Origin of the sequence: Labrenzia sp. THAF187b (assembly GCF_009363375.1) — a bacterium.
Lineage (GTDB): Bacteria > Pseudomonadota > Alphaproteobacteria > Rhizobiales > Stappiaceae > Roseibium > Roseibium algicola.
This window is the reverse complement of sequence record NZ_CP045344.1, coordinates 5,779,776-5,804,098: the sequence shown is the minus strand read 5'-3', so window position 1 is coordinate 5,804,098 and position 24,323 is coordinate 5,779,776. Positions and strand designations below refer to the sequence as shown.

20 protein-coding genes are annotated in these 24,323 nt (G+C 57.9%); 13 read left to right on the top strand and 7 right to left on the bottom strand.

The genetic code is table 11. The annotated features are described in order from the left end of the window. Positions 1-24 precede the first annotated feature (24 nt). Entirely contained in the window at positions 25-492 is a 468-nt protein-coding gene (ptsN, locus tag FIV03_RS26635; RefSeq protein WP_023001645.1) for a PTS IIA-like nitrogen regulatory protein PtsN, read from the top strand. Between the two features lie 159 nt (positions 493-651). On the opposite strand, the gene mdoH is transcribed toward ptsN, so the two are convergent. Further along, positions 652-2,424 carry a glucans biosynthesis glucosyltransferase MdoH gene (gene mdoH / locus FIV03_RS26630; protein ID WP_209009799.1) on the bottom strand — a complete coding sequence of 591 codons (1,773 nt, stop codon included), beginning with the start codon at positions 2,422-2,424 and terminating at the stop codon, positions 652-654. A 147-nt stretch (positions 2,425-2,571) separates the two neighbouring features. On the opposite strand from mdoH, the gene FIV03_RS26625 reads away from it, so the two are divergent. From FIV03_RS26625 to FIV03_RS26580, 10 genes are all read left to right on the top strand, one after another. Then, positions 2,572-3,594: a zinc-binding alcohol dehydrogenase gene (locus FIV03_RS26625; RefSeq protein WP_152511593.1), complete on the top strand. Its 1,023-nt coding sequence runs from the start codon at positions 2,572-2,574 to the stop codon at positions 3,592-3,594. Positions 3,595-3,632: 38 nt separating this feature from the next. Continuing rightward, positions 3,633-4,031 (top strand): 6-carboxytetrahydropterin synthase, encoded by a 399-nt coding sequence (locus FIV03_RS26620; RefSeq protein ID WP_152511592.1) that lies wholly within the window; start codon positions 3,633-3,635, stop codon positions 4,029-4,031. A gap of 6 nt (positions 4,032-4,037) precedes the next feature. Further along, positions 4,038-5,090, top strand: a complete 1,053-nt coding sequence (locus FIV03_RS26615) for a glycosyltransferase family 4 protein (RefSeq protein WP_152511591.1) — start codon at positions 4,038-4,040, stop codon at positions 5,088-5,090. Further along, positions 5,087-5,869, top strand: coding sequence for a class I SAM-dependent methyltransferase (locus tag FIV03_RS26610; RefSeq protein ID WP_152511590.1), 783 nt, complete (start codon positions 5,087-5,089; stop codon positions 5,867-5,869). Before FIV03_RS26615 ends, FIV03_RS26610 begins: the two co-directional genes overlap by 4 nt. A gap of 87 nt (positions 5,870-5,956) precedes the next feature. Next, positions 5,957-6,487 carry a cytochrome b gene (locus FIV03_RS26605; RefSeq protein ID WP_152511589.1) on the top strand — a complete coding sequence of 177 codons (531 nt, stop codon included), beginning with the start codon at positions 5,957-5,959 and terminating at the stop codon, positions 6,485-6,487. Between the two features lie 211 nt (positions 6,488-6,698). Next, entirely contained in the window at positions 6,699-6,947 is a 249-nt protein-coding gene (locus FIV03_RS26600) for an acyl carrier protein (RefSeq protein WP_006933785.1), read from the top strand. Between the two features lie 3 nt (positions 6,948-6,950). Next, positions 6,951-8,132, top strand: coding sequence for an acyl-CoA dehydrogenase family protein (locus tag FIV03_RS26595; protein WP_152511588.1), 1,182 nt, complete (start codon positions 6,951-6,953; stop codon positions 8,130-8,132). 2 nt (positions 8,133-8,134) lie between these two features. Then, the gene (locus tag FIV03_RS26590) at positions 8,135-9,043 is read left to right on the top strand and encodes an amino acid--[acyl-carrier-protein] ligase (protein ID WP_152511587.1); all 909 of its coding nucleotides are present in this window, start codon (positions 8,135-8,137) and stop codon (positions 9,041-9,043) included. An 11-nt stretch (positions 9,044-9,054) separates the two neighbouring features. Continuing rightward, positions 9,055-10,077, top strand: coding sequence for a DUF1839 family protein (locus FIV03_RS26585; RefSeq protein WP_152511586.1), 1,023 nt, complete (start codon positions 9,055-9,057; stop codon positions 10,075-10,077). Further along, positions 10,078-12,528 (top strand): glycoside hydrolase family 2 protein, encoded by a 2,451-nt coding sequence (locus FIV03_RS26580; RefSeq protein ID WP_152511585.1) that lies wholly within the window; start codon positions 10,078-10,080, stop codon positions 12,526-12,528. A gap of 21 nt (positions 12,529-12,549) precedes the next feature. On the opposite strand, the gene FIV03_RS26575 is transcribed toward FIV03_RS26580, so the two are convergent. Then, complete coding sequence (locus FIV03_RS26575) at positions 12,550-13,857, bottom strand: oligosaccharide flippase family protein (protein ID WP_152511584.1); 1,308 nt, start codon at positions 13,855-13,857, stop codon at positions 12,550-12,552. Between the two features lie 30 nt (positions 13,858-13,887). Between FIV03_RS26575 and FIV03_RS26570 the strand changes: the two genes are divergently transcribed. Continuing rightward, positions 13,888-14,772: a polysaccharide deacetylase family protein gene (locus tag FIV03_RS26570; RefSeq protein WP_152511583.1), complete on the top strand. Its 885-nt coding sequence runs from the start codon at positions 13,888-13,890 to the stop codon at positions 14,770-14,772. A gap of 31 nt (positions 14,773-14,803) precedes the next feature. Here FIV03_RS26570 and FIV03_RS26565 read toward each other — a convergent pair whose 3' ends face one another. Next, on the bottom strand, positions 14,804-15,712 hold the full coding sequence (locus tag FIV03_RS26565) for a glycosyltransferase family 2 protein (protein WP_152511582.1): 909 nt from the start codon (positions 15,710-15,712) through the stop codon (positions 14,804-14,806). 356 nt (positions 15,713-16,068) lie between these two features. Here FIV03_RS26565 and FIV03_RS26560 point away from each other — a divergent pair, with 356 nt between their 5' ends. Continuing rightward, positions 16,069-17,682: an alpha/beta hydrolase gene (locus tag FIV03_RS26560; protein WP_173013957.1), complete on the top strand. Its 1,614-nt coding sequence runs from the start codon at positions 16,069-16,071 to the stop codon at positions 17,680-17,682. A gap of 18 nt (positions 17,683-17,700) precedes the next feature. Here the strand turns inward: FIV03_RS26560 and FIV03_RS26555 are convergent, their stop codons facing one another. From FIV03_RS26555 to FIV03_RS26540, 4 genes are all read right to left on the bottom strand, one after another. Continuing rightward, the gene (locus tag FIV03_RS26555; protein ID WP_152511580.1) at positions 17,701-20,049 is read right to left on the bottom strand and encodes a GumC family protein; all 2,349 of its coding nucleotides are present in this window, start codon (positions 20,047-20,049) and stop codon (positions 17,701-17,703) included. 144 nt (positions 20,050-20,193) lie between these two features. Continuing rightward, on the bottom strand, positions 20,194-21,507 hold the full coding sequence (locus FIV03_RS26550) for an O-antigen ligase family protein (protein ID WP_152511579.1): 1,314 nt from the start codon (positions 21,505-21,507) through the stop codon (positions 20,194-20,196). Positions 21,508-21,671: 164 nt separating this feature from the next. Further along, complete coding sequence (locus tag FIV03_RS26545; protein ID WP_152511578.1) at positions 21,672-22,994, bottom strand: cellulase family glycosylhydrolase; 1,323 nt, start codon at positions 22,992-22,994, stop codon at positions 21,672-21,674. Continuing rightward, complete coding sequence (locus FIV03_RS26540; RefSeq protein ID WP_173013956.1) at positions 22,991-24,211, bottom strand: glycosyltransferase; 1,221 nt, start codon at positions 24,209-24,211, stop codon at positions 22,991-22,993. Before FIV03_RS26540 ends, FIV03_RS26545 begins: the two co-directional genes overlap by 4 nt. Positions 24,212-24,323: the final 112 nt, after the last annotated feature.

Below are 24,323 nucleotides of genomic sequence, written 5' to 3'. Positions count from 1 at the left end.
CTTCTGAAACTTGTAGGCGGACTAATGGATCTTGGTGATCTTCTGGGTAAAGACGCGGTAATTGCCGGGCTCAAGGCCAAAAGCAAAAAACAGGCAATTCAGGAACTCGCCGGTAAGGCGTCTGAACTGACCGGTCTTTCCGAACGGGAAATCTTCGACACGCTTCTTCAGCGCGAACGTTTGGGCTCTACAGGTGTCGGTCACGGCATTGCGATCCCTCATGGCAAGCTGACACGGCTCGACCGTCTGGTAGGACTGTTCGCGAAGCTCGAAAAACCAGTCGATTTCGATGCTCTCGATGATGAGCCGGTTGACCTGGTGTTTCTGCTTCTGGCGCCGGAAGGCGCGGGTGCCGACCATTTGAAGGCTCTGGCTCGGATCGCACGCCAGCTCCGCGACGGCGCCGTCACCCAGGGCATTCGCGCGTCCCATGATGCGCAAGAGATCTACGATCTTCTGACCCAGCCGTTGGCATCTTCCAACGCGGCTTAATTCGTTTCAAAGTCTCAGATGCAAAAAGACCGGCTGCGAGGCCGGTCTTTTGGTTCGTATGCAGCGCTTTACGCCAGCAAGGAGGCTTTGGACGGTTCACCTGGTGTCACCCGGCCCTCAATGGGCTTGGCAGGTCCATTTGCGCGAGCCTGAACCGTGTCAGGCCTTCGCCGGATTGGCATCGCCCTGAACGAGCCCTTGCTGCTGGACGGTGACTGCACCTTTGGTAAGCGCCGGCAGGTGAAGGTCTGCGAGCTCTGCAGGTGGATTGGTCTCTTCTGGAATACGCCACAGGGTTGAACGGATCGCGATCTGCCCAAGTGTTCTGGTCGAGGTTGTCACTGCGATGACAGCTGCCAGAAGCGGCCCGATGGCCACGGGAATGACCGGCCAGACCAGATCGATAGGCTGGGTGGAAAGCCAGGCAAGACCTGCAAGTCCGAAGAGTGTCTGCGGCCAGAGCTTGCGGGCCGCCAGCAAGACCGGCAGTCGTTGGACACCACGTGCCTGCGCGCCCCAGCCGATGGTTTTGCCGAACAGGAGCCCGCCCATGAACAGTGAGTGCGCCACGGCCATGATCGGCGCCAGCATTGCCGAATAGAGGATTTCCGCAAGAACGCTCACGACGACACGTATCGGCCCGCCGAAGGCCTTGCGAAGGTCCGGACGGGCGAGCACGTCGGCGACGGTTGCCAGTTTCGGCGCGAACACCATCGTCAGGACGGTGAAGAAGAGCAGGGCGCCAGTGTCAGGGCGATATGGCATGTAGTCGGTGACCATGCCGAGGATGGCCGCCGATGTCATGAAGCCCAGCCACGCAGGAGAGCCGAGGAACATCAGGATAGCCAGCACCAGCTGCATCCGGCTAACGGGTTTGAGGCCGGGAAGCCCGATCAGCCGGCGGTATTGCAGGTTGCCCTGGCACCAGCGCAGGTCACGGCGGATAAACTCCAGCAGATGAGGCGGATTGGCTTCATAGCTGCCCGTTTCAAGCGGCAGTACGCGCACTTCGTAGCCGGCGCGGCGCATCAGGACGGCTTCCACCTGATCATGGGAAAGAATGGTTCCCGAGAGCGGGCCCTTCCCGGGCAGTTCCGGCAGACGGCAGCTTTCCTTGAACGGTTTGATCCGCAAGATGGCGTTGTGTCCCCAGTAGGGGCCGCAGTCACCCTGCCACCAGGCACTGCCGATGGTGTAGGAACGCATGCCAAGACGCATGCCGAACTGGAAGACGCGGGCAAAGGCGCTGTCTGTTGGAAGGCCAACCACAAGACTTTGCAGAATGCCGAGCCGGGGATTGGCTTCCATGCGCCGCACCAGTCCGACAATGGCGTCGGCCGACATGTAGCTGTCGGCATCCAGCACCAGTGCAAACTCGTGCCGCTCCCCCCAGCGTTCGCAGAAGTCTTCGATGTTGCCGGCCTTGAAACCGCGATTGTCCGTGCGCCGCCGATAGACCACCTCCATCTGGCCTTCGAAGCGATCCTTCAGCCGCGACGTCATCTGCTGCTCCAGAAGGGCAACGTCGTCCATGTTGGTGTCGCTGAGCACATAAAGGGTGAACCGGTCTGCTTCGCCTGCACGTATCAAATGAGACACGATGGCGTTCAGATTGGTTTCCAGGCTTTCTGTATCTTCGTTGCGGACACAGGACAGCAGTGCTGTCGAGCTTCGCAGCGGCTGTGTGGGGTCGCCGTGCTCGATCGGGCAGACGGCATCAGCAGGGTCTTTGGAAAGCCGCATGATGAGGAGGCCGATCACCGCATTCCAGAAACCTATGATGGTCCAGGGCAGGGTGATCATGAAGCAGACAAGAATGAAGAGGTCGAGCGCCGAATATCCACCAGGAGAAAGCGTCAGCGTCATCAAGGTGGCAAGGCCGGCAAAACTGAGCCCGATAAGGGCCGCGAACGTCAAACGCCGTGCGGTCATAGGAGCAATTGATCCATTGAATTTTGGCATGTCAAAGACCCGAAACATTTTTTTGACTTCCAATCGGAGCGATCATCGCAATAGTGCGCATGTCAAAATGTCCTAACGTTGACAAAGGCAAGGGTTGATGACCGCAGAGGATAAAGGATGACCGCAGACGTACCGGTGACGCGCGACACAGGTAAACCGCAGGCGCTGTGGTACACCGAGCCCGGTCGATGCGGACTGGAGACTGTTTCCTTGAATGAGATGCAAACCGGCGAAGTGCTGGTCGAAACGCTCTTTAGCGGGATAAGCCGGGGAACGGAAGGCCTTGTCTTTCGCGGCGACGTTCCGTCGAGTGAATGGCAGCGCATGCGGGCGCCGCATCAGGAGGGGGATTTCCCGTTTCCGGTTAAATACGGATACGCAAACGTCGGCAGGGTCATTGCAGGCGACCCGGATCTCAACGGCTGTCTTGTGTTTTCTCTCTTCCCTCATCAAAGCGTCTTTACGCTCCCCTCCATGTCGTGCGTGCCGGTTCCCCAGGGCGTTTCCGCCGAAAGAGCCGTCCTGGCGGCCAACATGGAAACGGCACTTAATGCGTTATGGGACGGAAAACCATCACCGGGGGATCACATCTGCGTGGTCGGCGGTGGTGTCGTCGGTCTCTTGACCGCATACGTTGCCGGACGGTTACCCGGATCAAAAGTAACTGTCGTGGATACAAACCCTGACCGGGCGGAAGTTGCCATCGGGCTGGGTCTGGAGTTTGCACTGCCGGAAGATGCGCCGGATAATCAGGATCTGGTGTTTCACACAAGCGCCACGTCGGCGGGACTGGCGACGGCGCTTGCCTGTGCCGGCGACGGCACGTCCATTGTCGAGCTGAGCTGGTACGGCGCGCATGCGGTCACGGCTCCGCTCGGAGCAGACTTTCACTGCCGCCGCCTGAAGCTTGTTTCCAGTCAGGTTGGTACGATCCCGATCGATCGGCAGGCCCGCTGGACCTACCGCCGCAGGCTGGAAACAGCTCTTGGCCTCCTGGCCGATCCTGCCCTCGACCGTCTCATCACCCACAAGGTGGCGTTTGCCGATCTGCCGGATCGTCTTCCCGATTTGTTGAACAAGGCGTCAGATGTGCTTGCCGCCCTCGTCGTATATGACGGAACCAACCAAGGCGTCAGTTGAATAGCTCTCAATTTTCCTCATGATTTCAGGATGATAAGATGTTTGCAGTTGAAGTACGCGATCACGTCATGATTGCCCACTCCTTCAAGGGAGAACTGTTCGGTCCGGCCCAGGCGTTGCACGGCGCCACGTTTGTCATCGATGCGGCGTTTCTGGCCGACAGCCTTGACGCCAATGGCGTGGTGATCGACATCGGCCGGGCGCATGACGCGTTGAAGGAAGTCCTGCAGCCTCTGAATTACAAGAACCTCGACGATGTGCCGGAATTTGCAGGCATCAACACCACGACCGAGTTTCTGACAAAGCACATCCATGATCATCTGGCCAAGGCTGCCAGAGAGGACAAGCTCGGACGTCCGGGATCTGAACTGAAGGCGATCCGCGTGACGATCTCCGAATCCCACGTCGCGCGTGCCTGGTACGAAGCCGGGATCTGACCGCTCATGTCCGCAGTTGTCTTTGCCTATCCCGGAGATTTCAACACACCGACCGGTGGCTACGGCTACGATCGCAGGATCGTCGCCGGTCTGCGCACGCTTGGCTGGGAGGTTGATCTGGTTTCGCTTGGGGACGGCTTTCCGTTTCCCACCGAAGAAACGCTTCGGCAAGCCGAAGCCCGGCTGTCTTCGGTGCCGGACGGATCGCTTGTTGTCGTCGACGGTCTCGCACTTGGCGTAATGGCGGAAGCCATGGAAAGACTGCAGGACCGGATCACTCTGGTTGCGCTTGTGCACCACCCGCTCTGCGTCGAAAACGGTTTGTCGAAGGAACAGGCCGACGCACTTTTCCAGAGCGAAAACAATGTGCTGGCTTTTGCCCGTCGTATCATCGTGACCAGCCCCGCAACAGGCACCCAGGTTGAGGAGCTTTTCGGCATATCTCCGGACCGCATCACCGCCGTTCTGCCCGGCACGGAAAAGCCTGAGCCGTATAAACGCCCACAGAACGACGTCACGAGGCTGTTGTCGGTCGGCACCTTGCTGCCACGCAAGGGCTACGATCTCTTGCTGACGGCCCTTGCAAGCCTCAAGGAGTTGCGCTGGCATCTGGATATCGTCGGCGGGCTTGAGGCGGATCCCGAATGTTACCAGGCGCTGTTAGGCCAGGCGCGTGAGCTGGAACTACTCGACAGGATTACCTTTCACGGCGCGGTTCCGGCGCAAGACCTTGGCGACTTTTATCGCTCGGCAGAGATATTCGTGCTCGCAAGCCGGTATGAGGGCTACGGCATGGCTTATACCGAAGCGCTTGCCCATGGTTTGCCGGTAATCGGTAGCGGTGGCGGCGCGGTGAAGGAAACACTTCCTGAGAAAGCTGCCATCTACTGCGGCGTCGAGGATGTCGATGCCTTGCGAGACGCGCTCGAAACACTCATCTCCGACCGCGAGAAACGTGCGGGATTGAGCGCTGAAGCCAGAAAGGCCGCTGAACTCTTGCCGGACTGGACGGACGCGGCACGGAAGTTTGCAGACCTGTTGCAGGATACTGGCCGATGAGTGGTTTTTCACCAGAGTGGCTTGCCTTGCGCGAACCGGTCGATCTGGCGGCTCGCAATGAGGAAGTGGAAACCGCATTCTTCGCGGCTCTCGGCAGTCAGCCGATGCGCATAATGGATCTTGCAAGTGGAGCAGGATCGACTGTCTCGGCTCTTGCTCGGCATCGAAGCACTTCGATCGAATGGCTTTTGACCGACTACGATCCGGCTCTGTTGGAAGTTGCCGGGCAGCGCTGGCAGGGCAGGGTAACAACGCGGCAGATCGACCTTGCGAGCGATCTGGAGGAGCTGCCGTTTGCCGAGGTTGACGCGGTGACTACATCCGCCTTTCTGGACTTGGTCGCAGAGCCGTTTCTTGTCCGGCTGGTCGATCAGGTCGTGAAGGCGCGAAAGCCGTTTCTGGCAAGCTTGACCTACGATGGCCGCGCGGTGTTCACCCCGCAACTTTCCTTTGATGCCGCGTTGTTGGCCGCACACAACACGCATCAGCTGTCTGACAAGGGGTTCGGTCCGGCCCTCGGTCCAGCCGCTGCCATGCGTGCCATCGAACTGTTTCGGGATCGAGGCTACAAGGTGGTGCAGGGCCGGTCTGACTGGCAGGCAGACAGTTCGTCAGCGGATTTCCTGAAAGAGCTTCTCGGGGGTTGGTGCAACGTCGGCAGGGAAGTCGCGCTGGACGAGGCGGAACTGGCGCAATGGTGGTCGCTGCGGCAGGAACACATCACTTCAGGTCAACTCACTCTTAGCGTCGGTCACGTCGATTTCACTGCCTTGCCGTAAGACACGGGGTTCCGGCTCCCTCCCGGGACTTGTTGAAACCGGGTGGGCTGCCTAAACTGTGTGCAGGCAGGAGAGGAGAGGTGCGATATGGGCGCAAGTGATGAACGCTATAGCCCGATTGCCCGGTTGATCCATTGGCTGACCGCCATTCTGGTGCTGACAATGGTGCCTGCCGGCCTTGTCATGATCCGGATCGACAGTGGCCCCTTGCAGAACCAGCTGTTCGATTACCATCGCTCGGTCGGCATCGTGTTGATGATATTGACCCTGGCACGTCTCGGTTACCGGCTGACCCACAAACCCGCGCCCTTGCCGGAAAGCATGCCGCTCTGGCAGAAATTTGCCGCCAAGGCTACCCATGCCTTTCTGTACGGGTTTCTGCTGGTCAATCCCTTCATCGGTTGGGTGGCTACCTCCGCCTATGGCGCGGCAATCTCGGTCTTCGGCCTGTTCACCATGCCGGCCATTGTCGCCAAGGACCGCGCGTTGGCAGACCAGCTTTTTCAGATTCATCTTGTGCTCGGGCTGCTCTTCACTGCCGCCGTGGTGCTGCATATTGCCGCCGCGCTATATCACGGTCTTGTGCGCAAGGACGGTGTTCTCGGTAGAATGATTTAAGTTTTTGGAGCGAATACTCTGCGGTAATGTTGAGTGTCTTGAAAGATTTTTTATGATTGAGGAAGTGTTAACTTAACAAATTTTAATAGTTCCTGTTTTGTAATTTTTTACCATGCCCTTTAATTACAGTTTATCGTTTTTTGGCCTAAATGACGTCTCGGAACCCAAGGACCGGTTCAAGTGTAACCGTTAGAAAATGGTAAGGACTAAAATGAAACAGACCATTCGGACCCTGCTGGCAAAACACGGCAATCTGCCGGTTTCTATCGACGACGTCGCGGACGGTGCTGACCTCTACGATGCCGGTCTGTCTTCTTTTGCATCCGTCCAGGTGATGCTGGCGCTCGAGGAAGAATTCGATATCGAATTTCCGGAGCATTTGCTGAACCGCAAGTCTTTCTCCTCCATTGATGCGATCGACGCAGCTCTGACCGAAATCCTGAAAGAGCAGGCTGCGTAATCCATGACCGCCGCAGCCAAGATCACTGCCATGGGGTTGGCAGATCGCGCCAAGCGGGCCGCCAAGGTCGCTTCCGAGTTTGCCGACAAGGTTGATGTGGAAGGCCGCTTTCCTGTTGAAGGCATGAACGCCCTGAAAGCGGAACGCCTGATGGGTGTCATGATCCGTCCGGAATTCGGCGGCGAAGGTGCAACGCTGACCGAGATTGCTGATGTTTGCGCAATTCTTGGACAAGCCTGCGCGGCCACCGCGATGACTTATGCCATGCACCAGATCCAGATTGCCAGCCTGGCGGATTACGCCGTAGGCAGTGCCTGGCACGAAGGTTTCCAGAAGCGGATCTGCGATGAGCAGCTTCTGATCGCCTCAGCAACCAGTGAGGCGGGTATCGGCGGCAATTTGCGCAATTCGATCTGTGCGGTCGAGGTCGAGGGTGACACCGTGCGCCTGACCAAGGATGCAACCGTGATTTCCTACGGCGCCAATGCGGACGCCATCATGGTGACCTCCCGCCGGCATGTCGACGCGGCTCATTCCGACCAGGTTGCGACCATTTTCCTGAAGGATCAGTACACGCTTGAGCAGACCAGCAAATGGGATACGCTCGGCATGCGTGGAACCTGTTCCGACGGCTATATTTTCAAGGCGGAAGCTCCGGCCGAGCAGATCCTGCCGCGCCCGTTTGCGGAGATTGCCGCCCAATCCATGCTGGCCGTTTCCCATCTTCTTTGGGGCGCGCTCTGGTATGGCATCGCTGCTGATGCAGTTGCCCGTGGGCAGGCATTCGTGAAGAACGCTGCGCGCAAGGCTCCCGGCCAGGTTCCTCCGGGAGCCCTGCGTCTGGCGGAGGCGTCAAGCCTGCTGCAGCTGGTCAAGGCCAACGTCGTTGCCGGCCTGAAACAGTTCGAAGGCTGCAAGGGCGACAGCGATGCGCTCAATGCCATGAGCTTCTCCGTTGCCATGAACAACGTGAAGATCGGCACGTCACAGACGATCCTGACAATCATCAACCACTGCATGCTGATCTGCGGGATCGCAGGCTACAAGAACGGTACGCCGTTCAGCCTCGGACGCCACCTGCGTGACGCCCATTCGGCGCAGCTGATGATTTCCAACGACCGTATTCTGGGCAACACGTCCACGATGCTCCTGGTCAACAAACAAGACACCAGTCTTTTGGGGTAATGATGGACGCGCAAATCTCTTTTCTGGATCAGCTCTTTGCCAAAGGCGTCCTGCATGACAGCGGCGTCGACGGCCTCTATGCCCGCAGCGGCGAATTTGAAGACGTTATTGCCCTTTTCGAAAAATTTGCCCTCACGTACGGTCAGGACGAGATCTCCGAAGCAATGGTGTTCCCGCCGGGAATGACCATGCAGGATTTCGAAACCAGCGGTTACATGAAGAACTTCCCGCAGTTGGCAGGAACAGTGCATGCCTTTTGCGGCAACGACCATGACCACATGGGGCTGTTGCAATGCATGGCGGCTGGCGACGACTGGTCCAAGGATCAGAAACCGACCCAGGTGGCGCTGACACCTGCTGCCTGCTATCCGCTTTATCCGATCCTCTCGCGCCGTGGTGCATTGCCGGCAGAGGGAGCCTACGTTGCGCTGCAGTCCTATTGCTTCCGCCATGAGCCTTCCAAGGATCCGGCGCGGATGCAGATGTTCCGTCAGCGCGAATACGTGCGTGTCGGTTCTGCCGAACAGACCATGGATTTCCGCGAGACCTGGAAACAGCGCGGCTCGGACATGATGGAGCGGCTGCAGCTCCCGCATCACGTTGATGTCGCCAACGATCCGTTCTTCGGCCGAGCCGGCAAGATCATGGCGTCCGGCCAGCGTGAGCAGGAATTGAAGTTCGAAATGCTGGTGCCGATCACGTCGGAAGAAAAGCCGACGGCCTGCATGAGCTTCAATTACCACATGGACAACTTCGGCAAGGCCTGGAACATCCGTCAGGCTGATGGAACGCCTGCCCACACCGCCTGTGTCGGCTTCGGTCTGGAACGACTGGCGCTGGCGCTCTTCCGCCATCATGGTTTCGACACGTCCAAATGGCCTGAAGGCGTCCGTGCCACGCTTTGGGGATGAGGGGACGCAACATGACGCAAGCCGTGTTTGACCGCTTCAATGCGGCGACCTACGTGCGTAGCCCGCTCCATTCCCAGGACCGGGACTGGCCCGAAACCAACTGCTATCTTGATGTCTGGATCGAGGTATTGCCGTCCCTTGGCCTGCCGGCGGAGGCTTGTCTGTCCTATTCGGTCACCCAGGATTTTGAAGGAGACCAGTTCACCTTCTTCAAGGTGCCGCTGGAGGATCTGGAAGCGCTTTATGGTCTCAAGGTCACGGAACTTGCGATCTACGACCGGGTGGAAGCCCACGTCCAGCAACAGATCGAACGCGGCCGCTTGTCACTGGTCGAAGTCGACAGCTATTTCCTGCCGGACACACACGGTGTTGGTTATCACGAGGCCCACGGCAAAACGACGATCGCAGTCAACTGGATGGATTTTGAAGCCAGGACAATGGAATATTTCCACGGTCTGGGCCTGCACAGGCTGGAAGGCGACGATTTCGACGGGGTGTTCCAGCGCGGTGCACATGAAAAGCCGACGCCCTTCCTGCCATATACGGAATTCGTGAAGGTTCCGGACACACTGCCAACGCCGGCTCACATCCTGAACGTTTCGGAAGGCCTTCTGCGCCACCACCTGAAGCGCCGCCCTAAGCAGAACCCGATTGCAGCCTTTGCACAGGTCTTCCCGGCACAGGTGGAAAAGATCTGCGAACGCGAGTTCGGCTTCTTCCACTTGTATGCCTTCAACACGCTGCGCCAACTCGGTGCGAATTTCGAGCTGTTTTCGTCCTATCTCGAATGGCTCGTGACGGAAGGCAGGGACGATCTGACCGAGGGTGTGCAGATGGCCAAGACCATTTCCTCCACCTGCAAGATGGTGCAGTTCAAACTGGCGCGCGCCGTCATGCGCAAGAAGTTCCAGGGGCTGGACGAAGGCTTGCTGCCGGCGGTCAACGCCTGGGACAACCTGATGCAACTTCTCGACACCCACTACGGTGATCAGGAAACACGTTTTACTCCCGTAGTCAGCGCTGCCGGGGCTTGAATGATCGACCTGGGTGAAGTGACCTGGGCACTGTCGATGACAGAGCCCGGTGCCTTTGAAACCTCGCTTTCGACGGGGCACCAGTGGGATTTCGTTCCGGCACACGTTCCGGGAACCGTCGCCGGTGCTCTTACGGAAGCAGGACTTTACGACCCGGAAAATCCCGTTCCCCTTCATGGCAAGGACGTCTGGTATGAAGCCTGGTTCGACGCCCCGCCGGGCCGGTATCGCTTGCACCTGGAGGGGTTGGCGACCATTGCCGAGGTTTTCCTGAACGACGTTGAGGTGCTGTCCAGCCGGAACATGTTCCGCAAATACAGTGTTCCCGTGGAACTGGCCGATCGCAACGTTCTGAAAATCTGCTTTCGCGCGCTAGAGCCGCACTTGAATGCAAAGGGGCCGCGCGCCCGGTGGAAACCTCAGTTGGCAACCAGCCAGGGGCTGAGGCTCGTGCGGACGACGCTTCTCGGTCACATGCCCGGTTGGTGCCCGGAAATCCATGCGGTTGGTCCATACCGTCCGATCCGGCTCGAACCCGAGACGACACCGCGTATTGTTGAAAAGCATATTCTTGCGGACCTGGCTCCGGATGGCACTGCCGCACTGTCAGTTACGGTCAGGCTCGAAAATACGGATGTCGTTCCGGTGCTGACTTGCGCGGGAGCATCGGCGAAGATGAGCCTTCAGGACGACGGTTGCTATGCGGCGACCGTCCGTCCTGAGGGCGCCAAGCCCTGGATGCCGCACACACACGGCGAGCCTGCTCTTTACGACGTAACCGTTCAGGCCGCTGACAATTCTCTTTCGCTGGGCAAGACAGGCTTCCGCCGGATCGAGGTGGACCACGGTGCGGATGGACGCGGCTTCGGCCTGAAAATCAACGGTGTGCCGGTCTTCTGCCGGGGCGCCGTCTGGACCAATGCGGATCTCCTGAACCTGTCGTCCAGCCGCGAAACCTATCGCCCGCTGTTGGAAAAAGCCCGAGACGCAGGCATGAACATGCTGCGCATCGGCGGGACGATGCTTTACGAGAGCCGCGCCTTCTTTGAGCTATGTGACGAATTGGGCCTGCTGGTCTGGCAGGATTTCCAGTTCGCCAACTACGATTATCCCGTGAAGGATGCCGCCTTCGTCGCGGAGGTTGAGGCGGAACTGCGCGATCAGCTCGATGAAAGCATGGGCAGCCCTTCACTTGCCGTTCTGTGCGGAGGAAGCGAGATCTACCAGCAGGGCGCCATGATGGGGCTTTCCGAGGATCGCTGGAAGGGGCCGCTGTGCGAGGAGATCTTGCCGGCTATTGCCACAGCGCTGCGGCCGGATGTGCCCTATGCAGCAAATTCGCCCTGCGGCGGGGTCCTGCCGTTTTCGCCGAACGACGGCATCGCGCACTATTACGGCGTTGGGGCATATCTGCGGCCTCTGGAAGACGCAAGGCGGGCCGATGTCCGATTTGCAGGTGAGTGCCTCGCGTTTTCCAACATTCCCGTCCAGCAAAGCCTGGAAGAAGGATTGCCGGTGAAACCGGGGCATGATCCACGCTGGAAGGCACGGGTACCGCGGGACCGCGGCGCCGGCTGGGACTTCGAGGATGTGCGCGATCACTATCTGAAGCTGCTCTATGATGTCGATCCGGCCGCGCTTCGCTACGGCGATCCGGACAGATATCTCGACCTCGGACGGGCGGTCACCGGTGAGGTCATGTCCGAGACCTTTTCCGAATGGCGACGGCCAGGGTCCAATTGCCAGGGCGCACTGGTCTGGACCCTTTCCGACCTCTCGATTGGTGCCGGGTGGGGACTTGTTGATGCAGCCGGACGGCCCAAACCCGCGTGGTATGCCCTCAAGCGCGTATTCAGGCCGGTAATCGCCTGTGTCACCGATGAAGGCACGAACGGCCTTGCCATTCACGTCCTCAACGAACGGGCGGAGGAAAAGTCGGTCAGTATCAGCATTGCCTGCCTGAGGGATGGCCAGCTGCCGGTGGTTTCAGGAGACAAGGAGCTGTTGTTGGCGCCAAACAGTGCGCAGACGCTCAATGCGGTGGACCTGATCGGAGCCTTCTTCGACGTCACCTACGCTTATCGTTTCGGCCCACCCTCGCATGATGTAACCGTGGTGCGTCTGTTCGATACGCAAACCGGAGAACTCATTTCCGAGGCGCATCATTTCCCGCTCGGCCGAGGACAGCATCGCCATTTCGATGCTCCCGAGGTGAGTGTGGAACAGGACGAGGCCGGCAGATGGTCGCTGATGATCCGTGCCAGGCGCTTCCTGCAATCGACCGTCGTTTCCATTCCCGGATTTGAGGCGGAGGACAACTGGTTCCATCTGGCTCCGGGCGAGGCGAAGTGCATTCGACTGCAACAAACGCCAGACGAAGAATGCGATAATCAGGCAGCCCCCAAAGGGCAACTTACGGCCTTGAACTTCGCCGGGCGCGTGCCTTTCTGACGCCTTTCTGGAAGCGACGGATCAGCCTGCGGTTTCGTCTGGTTCGGGCGCAGGTACCTTTGTCCAGAAAATGAAGAACCAGGTGCCCGCGGTCAAAGCAATCTGGATGCCAAAGCGGAAAAGCGCTGCGCCGGCCAGGCCTCCTAGCGCAGCTCCAAGGCTGACGACAGGTATCAACAAAAGACTTGTGCTGATGAGCAGCGCCATTCGCACCCGTTGACGTCCGGTAGCCCGCAAGATGTCAGCGCCTACACCGGAAAACCCCATCAGGAGCGGATAAAACGCAAGGCACATCACGACGGTCGGTGTTTCTGCGAAATCTTCACCCAGAACAAGGGGGATGAAACCGGCGATCAGCAACAGGAAAGCCGCGACCGGCAGGGCGAGGAATACCGTCACCGGCAACAGCTTGACGCCGAAAGCAAGGCTGCTTGCCTGCCCATCTTGTGCCTGGCGAAAATGGCGGGTGTAGGTTGCATAAAGAAACGCTCTGACGGGCGCGGAGGCTGCGTCGATGATGCGGAACCCGGCTGCGTACTGCCCGCCTGCATCTGCGCTCAAAGTGTGAACGACCACCGGCTTGTCCAGATCCTTCATGCCGCCGATGGCAAAAAACTCGATGCAATAGAGAAGGCTGAGCTTCAGGTCGTCCCGGATCAGGGTGAAAGTCGGCCGGCCGAGATCACGCAAAACAAGCCAGCAAGCCGCAAGAGCAGACAGAATTCCGGCGGCGAAATACCACCACGCCCATTCCTGGAGCGTGAGACTTCCGGGGAGAAGCGTGGCAACGAACAAGAAGGCGAGTTTCAACGAAGCAGCCAGAACATTGATGACAATCTGTTTTCTGGCCCGGTCGAAGGCCATGTAGGATTGCGCGGACAAGATCACCAGCTTTGTGAGGAGCAGATCCGAAAGAGTGACAATCGCGATAGTCGATAGCGGAACGGTATCGCCGATGAGGACGTACAACAAAGCGATTGTCCCGGGCAGGACAAACGGAAAGGTAATTCCCATCATGATCAGGGAATGCCCGAGGTATCTGCCGAAAGACTGAGGCTCAACCGCGACCCGCTGAAGGAGAAGGTATTCACTGCCCAAACCGACCAGGAAACCGGCCATGATGGAGACACTGACGATGGTGATGAAAAGACCGTAGTCTGCTGCCCCCAAGGCACGCGAAATGAACAGGAAAAAGACGAGCTGAATGACGAGCAAGAGACCAAAATTGATCGTGTAGGAAATTGTATTGGCAACAAGCGGGCGTCGTGAGAGGCCAAGGGCCTTGTCATAGAGCGCGCGAAATTTTCTCGATGCCGAACTGGAATTCATTGACACGAAATTGCCTCGAGGCGTGGGCCGTTGATCGAAAAAAGCGGGACCCGTGGCCGCTGGCCTTGGACCGCAGGAGCGGATTTTTTAATCTGCCCCCTGGATAAGTCGCAACAGAAACTAGGCGCCAAACCTGACTGCGCCGTTAATAGGGAGGCAACGCGAACCTGCACAAACTATTTTAACTTCCCTGCGTCAAGGATCTGGCGTCCTGTTCGAAAAGGCGGAGAAAAAATGCTGGCAAAAACGCAGGTTCTCACTTTCCACGGCATTGGTGTACCAGCGGTGCCTGTTTCGCCGGAAGAGAACCATTACTTCGTCCCGATAGAGACTTACCAGCGCACAATTGAACACCTTCCTGCACTTGAGCAGAAACACGGAGTGAAGCTGGAAATCACCTTTGATGACGGCAACCTGTCTGATTACGAGGTTGGGTTGCCAGCCCTTGTGGAGGCGGGCCGGCCAGGTCGTTTTTTCGTTCTGGCTGCACGTATCGGGGCAAAGGGCTATCTGACCGCTGAACAGATGCGGGAGATTGTTTCGACGGGATCGGTCATCGGCAGCCACGGCCACGACCATGTCGACTGGCGCAAGCTGGATGCTGCCGGCTTTCAACGGGAACTTTACGACGCTCGAAAGAAAATCGAGGATGCGGTAGGGGCTGCTGTCACAGAAGCGGCGATCCCGTTCGGTGCTCTGGACGCGAACGTTTTGCATCGTCTCAAGGAAGCCGGGTACCGGCGGGTCTTCACAAGCACACCAGGACTTGCCTATCAGACGGCATGGTTCTGTCCGCGCTTTTCGCCTGCAAATGGCTTCGACCCGGATCGTGACATCCCACCGATGTTTTCCGCCAAGAAGCGCCTGAAAAGCTCCCTCTATGCCTTCGCACGGCGCGCGAAATTCCGCATTTGAAGGCATGTCCGAGGCGTAGGCGCCAGCTGGTTCAATCCGGTTTTCTATAGAGCTCTGCAAGAGGCAGGTTGAATACAGCGCGCAGCTTGCCTGTATTGAGCGCAAGTTTTTGCCGCATCCGGAAAGACCGTCCCCGGTCGAGAAGCCGGAATGCGAGCGCTAAAACACCGGCAACTCCACATTTTACCAGTGCTCCAATTGCGAAAAAAACGTGCCAGAAAGGGTCTGGATGCCGGGCGAGACGCATCTGGCCATAGGATTGGCCTGACCGTGTCGCGCGGCTGAGAATGAACTTCGTCGACAATCGGTCTTGTGGAACATGTTCGTGGGCAATCGCATCGTCCGTGGCAAAGATACGTGCCCCGCGTTCGGCTGCTTGAGCAAAGAAGATGGTGTCTTCGCCACCTGTTCGGCCATAGGCTTCATCAAATCTCAGTTCCAGCGCACGAACAAAACCAACCCGCACCAGCGTGTTGCCGCCCCGGCCGGTGTAAAGCCGTTTTCCCCGGTGCCCCCAGTCGGTGTAAAGCGGGTTCGCGAGCCGCATCCACTCGGGCGTATTGTCCGGATAGCGTGGTTTTACCGGGCCGATCACGACGTCTGCGTTGAAGTCTTTCTGGCAGGCGAAGAGTTTTTCCAGCCAATCGCGCTCCACCCATTCGTCGTCATCGACAAATATCAGCCAGTCGCCATCAGCTGCATCGAGCAATGCGTTGCGGGCTGAAGAGATATTACCGCTCGCCACGGCAAGGCAGGTCACGTCCAGCGACTTGATGGGATGACCGGCAACGAGTTTGGTCGCCGCACCGGATTTGGAATCGTCGGCCACCAGCACGTTGAGTTCTATCCCGACCGGTTTGGTCACCGCCGCCAGGGAACGTAACGTATCGAGCAAGGTTTCACGGCCAATGCTCGCTATGGCGACGGAAACTTTTTCCATTCAGACTGGGCTCCGAAGCAGAGTTGGAAGCAATCAACAGGATGTGAGACGATCTTTTAATGCACCAGAAGTTCCTGCAGCATTATTAAACAATGGCTTAGAAAAAAGGCGCAAGATGCCCCGGAATTTGGAAAGACCGCCTTCCACCCGCCATGAAGCTGGAGCTCGCACGTGATATGAACCGGCAAGGTTTTGATACCTCCTCTGCCACACCTGTTGCCGGAACGTCTGCTGTGGCCTTGCCGATCTCGTTCGATGGGCTTGCTGGTTATTTTCATCCAGCTGCGGGAGGAACAGCAATCCTGCTTTTGAGCCCCTGGGGGTATGAAGAGCTATGTTCCCGGAAAAGCTACAGGATGCTCGGCGAAAAATTCGCTGCATCCGGGTACCCATGTCTGCGGTTCGACTATCCGGCAACCGCGAATTCACACGGTGACAGCGCGGACATTCAGGGCAAGTCGGCATGGCAGGCTTCCGTTCGAACAGCCCTTTCCGAACTCAAGAGATTGGCAAACCCGGATCGGGTTGTAGTGGTCGGACAGGGGATAGGTGCAGGTCTCGCAAGCAACCTGGCAGCAGACGGAGAGATTGCAGGACAAGTGCTACTGGCGCCAGTGGCCCAGGGACGCGCTTATCTGCGGGAACTCGCAGCCTGGACTGCGTTGACGCAGCCGACGTTCCTGGTCAGTGCGTCGGATGGTCCCGAGGGCGGGTTGATGGCAGGCGGTTTCGTGCTCTCGGCCGCAACAGCCGACGAAATCAAATCGCTCAATCTCTACAAGACGGAATTGCCCTCCGGATTGAAAACATTGCTTGTTCAAAGGACCGACCATCCGGGCGATCAGAAACTTGCAGATCACTACGCCGAAAACGGTTTGGCGTTCGAGAGCCTGTCGTTTGAGGGGTACGTCGACTACGTGTCCGACCCGACTCTGTCCGTCCCCCCGGTTCAAACGCTGGATCGGATGGTAGCGTGGGTAAAGGCCAATTTCCCGGCAGGGCAATTGGAGACAGCACCTCTTGCCGAAATCTCTGCTGTGTCGGAGCCATTGCCAGATGTCGAGGAGGAGGCGCTGCGTTTCGGGCCCGACAAAATGTTCTTCGGCGTGCTCGCGAGCCCCCGTGGCAAATGTGCGGAAACGGCGGTGATCATGCTCAATTCCGGATATGACCATTCCATTGGTTGGGCACGCATGTCGGTCGGCTTTGCCAGGTCTCTTGCAGAAAGCGGCTGCGCGGTCCTGCGCACGGATCTGGCTGGTATCGGTGAGAGCTGTTATTGGCCGGATCAGCCGTCCCAGGTTCTTTATTCCGACAGGCAACTTGAGGATGTCAGGGCCGCCGTCGGGTTCGTCAAGGAACGGACCGGGGCGAAAAACATTATCCTGTTCGGCCGTTGCAGCGGTGCCTATCTCGCCCTTCTGGCGGCTGCAGACGATGACCGCGTCAATGCGGCCTTTCTGGTGAATTCACGCAAACTGGTCTGGGATCCCGACGAAAACGTGGACAAGGCAATCCGTGAGCCGATACAGACGCTGTCCAGTTATGGACGCAAGGCGGTCGATACAGCGACCCTGAAACGGGTTCTGTCAGGGGAAATCAATCTGGTTTCCGCTCTGAAAAAGGTAACCCGGCCCGTGAAGTTGAAGGTCGACCGAACCCTGGCTCCTGTTCTTGGCAATCTGTCACGCCATTACCGGCTCTTCAACGTCCTGACCGGTCGCCTTCAGAAACTAGAGCAACGTGATGTCCCGGTGTCTCTCGTCTATAGCGACAACGACCGGGGGCTTCTTGAGTTACACAACTGGTTCGGCGTCGACCGGCACGGATTGAAAGCCTATCCGAACATCGAGATGCACGGCCTGCAGGATGCGGATCATAACCTGACACCTATCGCCGCCCGTCAACAGATGTTCGCCCTGTTGACCGAATTCGTTGCGAAAGTCTCCGCTTCAAGATCTCGCAAGTGATGCCTCAGCCGATCCGTTTCACGCGTATTTACGGCGTGATGGCGGCGGAGTGCCGGTCATCGTTCGAACGAGACCGGAAGGTCGACCTTCTGCGATCGTAAGCAGGTCACGCGACAGGATCGGCATCGAGATCTGATCTTCTTCACGCTCGGCAACCGTGACCAGGAATTGCGTCGAAAGACCTGCGAGCGGATCATCTTCAACAAGTTGCGGCAGGGCAACGCCATCGATGATTACAAGATCGTAGTCACGCGCGATGTCTGCGAAATCGAAAGCTTCGCGGATGTTCATCCGGTGGTGCTTGTACTTCGGCAATCCGGAGACCAGCGACAGAAAGGAAATATCCAGCTCGTCGTAGTCGACGACCCTTTCGCGAAGCGTTCCGCCAATGTCTTCCACATCGTCGATGCTCAGGTCATGGCTGAGCATTCGCTGTTTCGGTTCACCATCGGCAAGGAGCACGTGCAATCCGCGCTGAGCCGCCCCGAGGGCGAGGGCGAGGGCAGCAATGGTCTGGCCATGGCCAAGGGCGGGAGAGGTCAGAAAGACGATACGGGTGCCGTTTTGGGCAGGCGCGCTCTGGATGGATGCAACGATCTGGTCAACGCCTTGTCCGAAAGACCATCCAGGTCCGGCTTCGTCCGAATAAAACTGCTCTATCGCGTCTTGTACGGCAGAGATGGCGTCAGAACTGAGCGGACGGACACTGCCGTTTTCGTCGGTCTCCGTCAGCCAGGGCAACTGGCTGATAACTTTCAGCCCGGGATCTGATTGGGGCACCTGCCTGGAGGGAGTGCGTTTGCTTCTCGTCCGCGATCCCGGCAACCCCACTGATGAGCGTGCATCGCGGGAGGTGTCGACAGCCGTGGTTACGGGAGCAAGCGACTGCGCAGGGCCGGCCACAGCCATTGCAGGTTGGGGGGGCTGCAGGATCTCCGGCAACAGGTGTTTTTTGGCAATGCGAATGGCTTCGCCGCCAACGGCGATTATGGTGCCGAACAGCAGACCCAGGATTCCGGCCAGCACCACCATGATCTTCCGTTTCGGGTAGACCGGGCTTTCCGGCGGAATGGCAGGTGAAATGATGCGGGCGTTGGGCAGAACAACCTGGTCGAGCTGCGAAATTTCCTTGGCCCGGCTCAGAGCGATCTCATAAAGCTGCCGAGTTGCCTGTGCTTCCGTTTCCAATTCACGCAACCTGATGGAAGCCGCCTGGTCGACGTCGGAAAGATTTCGCGTGGAATCGAGCTGCTGCTCGAGCCTGGAAACCCGTTCCTGATTGACCTGGACATCGATACGTGTGGATTCCGCAATCCGCCTGATTTCGTCCCGGATGAGATTGCGTAACCGTTCCAGCTGGGACCTTGCCTGCACGACAGAGGGATGTGAGGGCAGAAGATCGGCCATCAGCTGAGCTTCCGTGCGTGCAGCCGTGGCATATTGCTGGCGAAGTGAGGAGATCGTGGGGGAATTGACCACATCTCCGATGGATTCCGCGTCGACACCGCTTTGCAGAACCCGCTGGATCTCATCGTATTTGGCGGTTGCCTCTGCCAGTGCTGCTCGTGCATCGATGAGCCTGGAATTCAGTCCGGTCAGTTCCTGTCCCGTCAGCAGCGACCCCTCGTCGGAGTTCTGCAGCTTGTTGGCCGCGCGGAATTTCTGGATTTCTTCTTCGGCTTGCCTCAGGCGTTCCCGCAAATCCACCAGCCGATCATCGATCTGGGCGGCAGCTTCGTCCGAAGCCAGGTCAACCTGCCGTTTCTGGTCGGACAGATAGCTCTCGGCGATCGAATTCGCCAGAACGGCAGCCTGGACCGGTGACGGGGATTCCGCGGCAATGTTGATGACGAAGGTCTGACCAACGCGCTTGACGCTGGTTGCGTCTGCAAGAGCTTCGACCGCGGCGGTTTCCTGCGCTTCAAGCGTTGCCGCGTCCTTCTTGGTTGCCCCGAAGATCAGGCTCTTGAACTGGCTCATCAGACCCGGCTTGCCTTCGCCGAAATGAGGATCTTCAGCCAGGTTGTTTTCCCGGGCGACGGGGCGCAGCACAGTGTCGGAATGGATGACCGACATCTGACTGTCGATCACTTCCGAGCCTTGTCCCGTGCGGCTCGGGCGGTTCGGGTCATCGAAGGGCTGGCGGACGGTTGGGTCGAACAGGACTTGCGAGGAGGCTCTGAAAATCGGTGTGATGGTCAGGGAGTAGGCGGCAGTCAACGCTGCAAAAACAAATGCGATTGCCGCGATCAGGAAGATGCGGCGGCGCAAGACCTGAAAAATGGACAGGATGTCCAGAGCAATGGCATCGCGGCCTTGAAGGGCCGCCTTATCGTAAGCCGGGTTTTCTACCTGTCTGGGGTCCACAAAAAGTCACCTTATGTCCTCGCGGGCATGCGTCTTATTGCTTGTAAGCACTTATGGTTAGTGAACTGCTAATTTGCGGCAAGACTACGGTGCTCCGACACCACGAAGCCCGCTGTCATTTGCCTGCGGCCAGACAGAAAAGCACTAGTTCTGCGAACGATTGTCCCAGGTGCGAACCACTGCATGCGGCAGCAGCGCGGCAAGCAAGAAAATCAGCCAGTTCAGGGAAAAGGAACGAAACCAGGCGCTTTCCAGCATGTTGTGACAGGTGACGAAGAGGATTAACGAATAGCAGAGAAAGGCTATCCGGTAGTCCAGCGAAACGACCCGGGCTGCGGAAAACAGAGCGGTCAGGATAACCAGGAACAATAGCGTAATTCCGACAATGCCGAGTTCGAGCATGACATCGAGATAACCGTTATGAGCCTGGATCAGCAAAATGACGAAACCCGGCGCCTCACGGAAGGCAATTGAATCGGACCCCGTGGCCCAGAAAGACGCATAGCCCTGGCCAAGTACCGGGGCTCTGGAAATCACATCCACGACAAACGCCCAGATGAACGTCCGGCCGGTGTAGGTCTCGTCGTTGAACAGGAACAGAGACAGGTCCGAGAACCCGAACCGCGTAAGGAGCGAGAGGAAGGACAGAAGAACGGCGCCGGTAATCGCTCCGAAGATCAGCAGCAATGCGGCATTGATACGGAAGAGAAACGCCATGCCGACTGCAATATAGGCGATGACCGGCATGAGGACGGCAAGCCCGAGGGATGTTTTCGACTGGCTGAGAACAAGCAGGCCAAAAGCCAGTGCCGAAATGATCAGCATACCGAAACGTTTCAGAAAACCGCGCGAAACCAGAAACCCGTAGATATTGAACATCATGGCCAAAGCCATGACCGCGCCCAGATTGTTTTTCTGGGTGTAGATGCCTGCGTGACCGATCGGTGTCGGCGGTAGCAGGACGACTGCAACCGCATTCATCAGAACAACGGTATTCATAAGCAGCATCAGTCGGCCTAGCAGTGAGCGGGCGTCGTCCGTGAACGAAACCGAAATCACAAGGCTCATCACAATGATGATCTGCAAAACCACGCGGCGAAACGCAATTCCGGGTGCATGAGACCAGAGCACGCTCGTGACGGCGAGCAGCAGATAAAGCATCAGGATCCAGATAAGCGGACTTTTCAGAACCGTAAACGCGTTGAGCAAGCGCCGCCCCGCCGATATCAGCAGAACCATGAACAGGCAGATCCAGAACAACTGGTTCAGTGCGTTGGACTTTGACGCGCTGATGTTCGCCGCGGTGTCTTCACCTCCGGAAGACACCAGAAAGAATGGGCTGATCAACATCGGATAGGCGAGCAGCAGCACCGGAATCCAGTTGAAGATCCTGTCCAGCAACGTTTGCCCGTGCATGGCGGCCTGTGGCCCGGACTGTTCAACGGGGTGAACTGTCAAATCCCAGTCTCCAGATCAATTGCAGCTGCAGAAGCTTTCTGCCGGCCCGCACCGCTAGGTCAGTCACTAGGCATGATTCGCAGCTGTCAGCTCAATCTATCAGTCACGATTTCGCACAGTCGACTGCAAATTCCGCATCAACTGTCGTGTCAGGATGGCACGGTTCATAGCGCGTCTGCGTTGAGCCCCAAAGCATCGACCATAGCCGGCTCGACGGTTCTTTTGACGTTGTCGGTCATCAGACCGAAGCCTTCATAGTAGTCCCACAACGCCCAGCCAAAGCCGCGTTCCTCCACCACTGTGCGGACGTCCCTGATCCAGGCAAGCCTGCTTCCATCGTCCGGAAGTCCTTTCGGGGGACGGATAGCACTGAATTCGCCAAGCACAATCTGGTCCGGGGAAATGTCATGTTTTTCCGCCCACTGCGAGATCGTGTCAAAGCGGCTTTCAATGAAATTCCGGTCGGGCCTTTCACGTTTATAGTAGTCCCTGATACCGTCCATCGCCTTGCCGAAGGCATAGTCGGGAACGTCGTCATCGGCTGCCTTGAGGGCGGCGATATGCTGACGTGTCCTCTCTTCGGCAGTCTCCACGTCACCCGCCGTCCAGGGATAGCTGAGGCCTGCGATATAGCGGAGAGGGTCCAATACCCACGGAAGGGATTGATGGGTGAAATAGAAGGGCTCGTAGAAATGGAAGTCGACGATGATCTTGTCGTCGTAGCCGTCGAGACTCATGTACTCGAGGCCTTCCATTGACCGCCAGCAGCCCGGGGTAAGGACAATCGGCAGGTCTGGCGCAACACTGCGCGCCCTGTCATACAGCTGCTTTTGAGAGACAGACCAGTCTTGGCTGTCTTCTTCGAAACAGACGCCCTGCGGCTCGTTCATCAGTTCCAGTGCGACCTTGTCCGTCGGCAGATCGCGGATCCGCTTGGCGACTTCTTCCACAAGATCGGAGTAGGCCCGAAAGCGCGGGCCATCGGGTGCATCGCTCAAAATGTCGACAGGTGCCCATTCCGTGAGATACGCAGCCGGATGCAGATCGACCATCACGGTAAAGCCGCTGTCCAGTAAGCGAACCGTTATGGATTTCGTATCATCCAGCAAGATACGGCGTTCGCTGTCCGTCGCGGCCAGAAAGACGCCGGCGTCGATCGGAAAGCGAATGAAGTCGAACCCGAGCGTGCGCAGGCGTTCAAGTTCGGCGTCGGAGACCTTGGACAATTCGCCCCGGAACGGTGGCCAGAGATATTTTCCCGGCCGTTCGGGATCCCGATAGGCAAAATTTTGAAGTCTGGAAACATTGATACCCCGTTTGAATATGGGTATCGAAATCGTCTCCTCCTTCGCTGCCTGAGTTCCGGCAGCGATGGCGTTCTGACGTTCGTCCAGATACAGGAAACCACCAACGAAAACGAGGAAAGCCAGACCAAAAGCAAGCGCGGTCAGCCAGGACCATAGGCGCTTCGACTTTTTTGCGGTCACGTTCGGCTCCGTTGTTGATCTGGCGTCAAGACAGCTTCCAGGTCCTGACGGTAACTTTCAAGGATCATTGCAGGGTTGAACCGGTCGTGCAAGATTTGCTCGCTTGTTACTATCTGGCTGCGAAAGTGAGCTGATCTTTCCGCCAATTCCTTGAAAGCGGCCGCAATTCCGGCGACATCACCGGGTTTCACGCCGATGCCGACATCGATGTCATCAAGATAACCGTCGATACCCGTATCCTTGCCGTAGATAATCGGCAAACCGGCAAACAGCGCTTCCAGGTAGACCATCCCGAAGGTCTCGTTGTAGCTGACCAATGCCATCGCAAGATAGTGCGGCAGAACCTCGAACAGGTCCTTGCTGTTCATCGGTCCAAGGATCCGTACGCTGTCACCGAGACCCAGTTCGGCAATTTCCTTTTTCGCCGCTTCCACGGCCTCCGCACTGCCGGGGCCGATCAGGTCCAGTCCGATGTCCGGGTGTGTTTTTTGGAAAACGGCAAATCCCTGCAGCAGGTCGGACATGCCTTTCCGGCGGCGCATGTCCAGATCGAACACGCTGACGAACCGGGGGATCGGATCCTTCACCGGCACTTTGCTGGTGGAGTTCCCAACGATGTTTGGAAGCAGTCTTTCCTTCTCAGGCTGCGCCGGAACATGCCTGTGGTAGGTGTCCCGGAACCAGGCAGAGATATGATAGATCTTGTCTGCACGTGCCGCGATCCGGCGCATCAGGCTCCGGTACGTCGGCTTGAACAGCAGTATCTTGCGCTCGGATTCACCGCGAACGGAAATGAACAGCCGGGTATCCGGTCCAAACCGTTCTGCCAGCCACAATCCCGCGATGCCTTCAAACGAGAGTTTATGTGCGTGAACAAGGACAGGCGTCTCGTGCTCGGTCCTCAGCGTCTTAAACACATGTCTTGCGATACGTCGCATCGCCGAGGCGAGACCTATACCCATCGGCAGGCCGAAATAGCGGTAGGAGTATAGCCGCACGCCTTTTATCTCACCGCAATCCTTGAAGCTGGCCTGCCAGGGCAAGCTGGTCCGGTCCATCGTGACGACGATGTGCCTGCCAAAGTCCACGCCGGTGACCAGACGCTCGATTGCGGTGGTTCTGCGATGGAATTGCTGCGGGTTCGGGTAGTCGGCGCTCAGATGCAGGATGAGGGGCGCTGCTGCACCCGGTTCACCGAATTCTGCTCTTGTGTCCATTGTTTCCCTCGGCAGCGAATATTGGCGGCAGAACGGTTGCACCGCGCTCATCGGTCTTTGATTGCAACAAGGCCGCAGGTCGTTCCATCAGCCTGTTTGATCTTCATTTTCG

Excerpts from the sequence above, each read along its gene's own strand:
- ptsN (WP_023001645.1), top strand. The coding sequence starts at position 25 with ATGGATCTTGGTGATCTTCTGGGTAAAGACGCGGTAATTGCCGGGCTC.
- FIV03_RS26615 (WP_152511591.1), top strand. The coding sequence starts at position 4,038 with ATGTCCGCAGTTGTCTTTGCCTATCCCGGAGATTTCAACACACCGACC.
- FIV03_RS26565 (WP_152511582.1), bottom strand. The coding sequence starts at position 15,712 with ATGGAAAAAGTTTCCGTCGCCATAGCGAGCATTGGCCGTGAAACCTTG.
- FIV03_RS26625 (WP_152511593.1), top strand. The coding sequence starts at position 2,572 with ATGACCGCAGACGTACCGGTGACGCGCGACACAGGTAAACCGCAGGCG.
- mdoH (WP_209009799.1), bottom strand. The coding sequence starts at position 2,424 with ATGACCGCACGGCGTTTGACGTTCGCGGCCCTTATCGGGCTCAGTTTT.
- FIV03_RS26620 (WP_152511592.1), top strand. The coding sequence starts at position 3,633 with ATGTTTGCAGTTGAAGTACGCGATCACGTCATGATTGCCCACTCCTTC.
- FIV03_RS26580 (WP_152511585.1), top strand. The coding sequence starts at position 10,078 with ATGATCGACCTGGGTGAAGTGACCTGGGCACTGTCGATGACAGAGCCC.
- FIV03_RS26585 (WP_152511586.1), top strand. The coding sequence starts at position 9,055 with ATGACGCAAGCCGTGTTTGACCGCTTCAATGCGGCGACCTACGTGCGT.
- FIV03_RS26560 (WP_173013957.1), top strand. The coding sequence starts at position 16,069 with ATGCTCGGCGAAAAATTCGCTGCATCCGGGTACCCATGTCTGCGGTTC.
- FIV03_RS26610 (WP_152511590.1), top strand. The coding sequence starts at position 5,087 with ATGAGTGGTTTTTCACCAGAGTGGCTTGCCTTGCGCGAACCGGTCGAT.
- FIV03_RS26595 (WP_152511588.1), top strand. The coding sequence starts at position 6,951 with ATGACCGCCGCAGCCAAGATCACTGCCATGGGGTTGGCAGATCGCGCC.
- FIV03_RS26540 (WP_173013956.1), bottom strand. The coding sequence starts at position 24,211 with ATGGACACAAGAGCAGAATTCGGTGAACCGGGTGCAGCAGCGCCCCTC.
- FIV03_RS26590 (WP_152511587.1), top strand. The coding sequence starts at position 8,135 with ATGGACGCGCAAATCTCTTTTCTGGATCAGCTCTTTGCCAAAGGCGTC.
- FIV03_RS26575 (WP_152511584.1), bottom strand. The coding sequence starts at position 13,857 with ATGAATTCCAGTTCGGCATCGAGAAAATTTCGCGCGCTCTATGACAAG.
- FIV03_RS26600 (WP_006933785.1), top strand. The coding sequence starts at position 6,699 with ATGAAACAGACCATTCGGACCCTGCTGGCAAAACACGGCAATCTGCCG.
- FIV03_RS26605 (WP_152511589.1), top strand. The coding sequence starts at position 5,957 with ATGGGCGCAAGTGATGAACGCTATAGCCCGATTGCCCGGTTGATCCAT.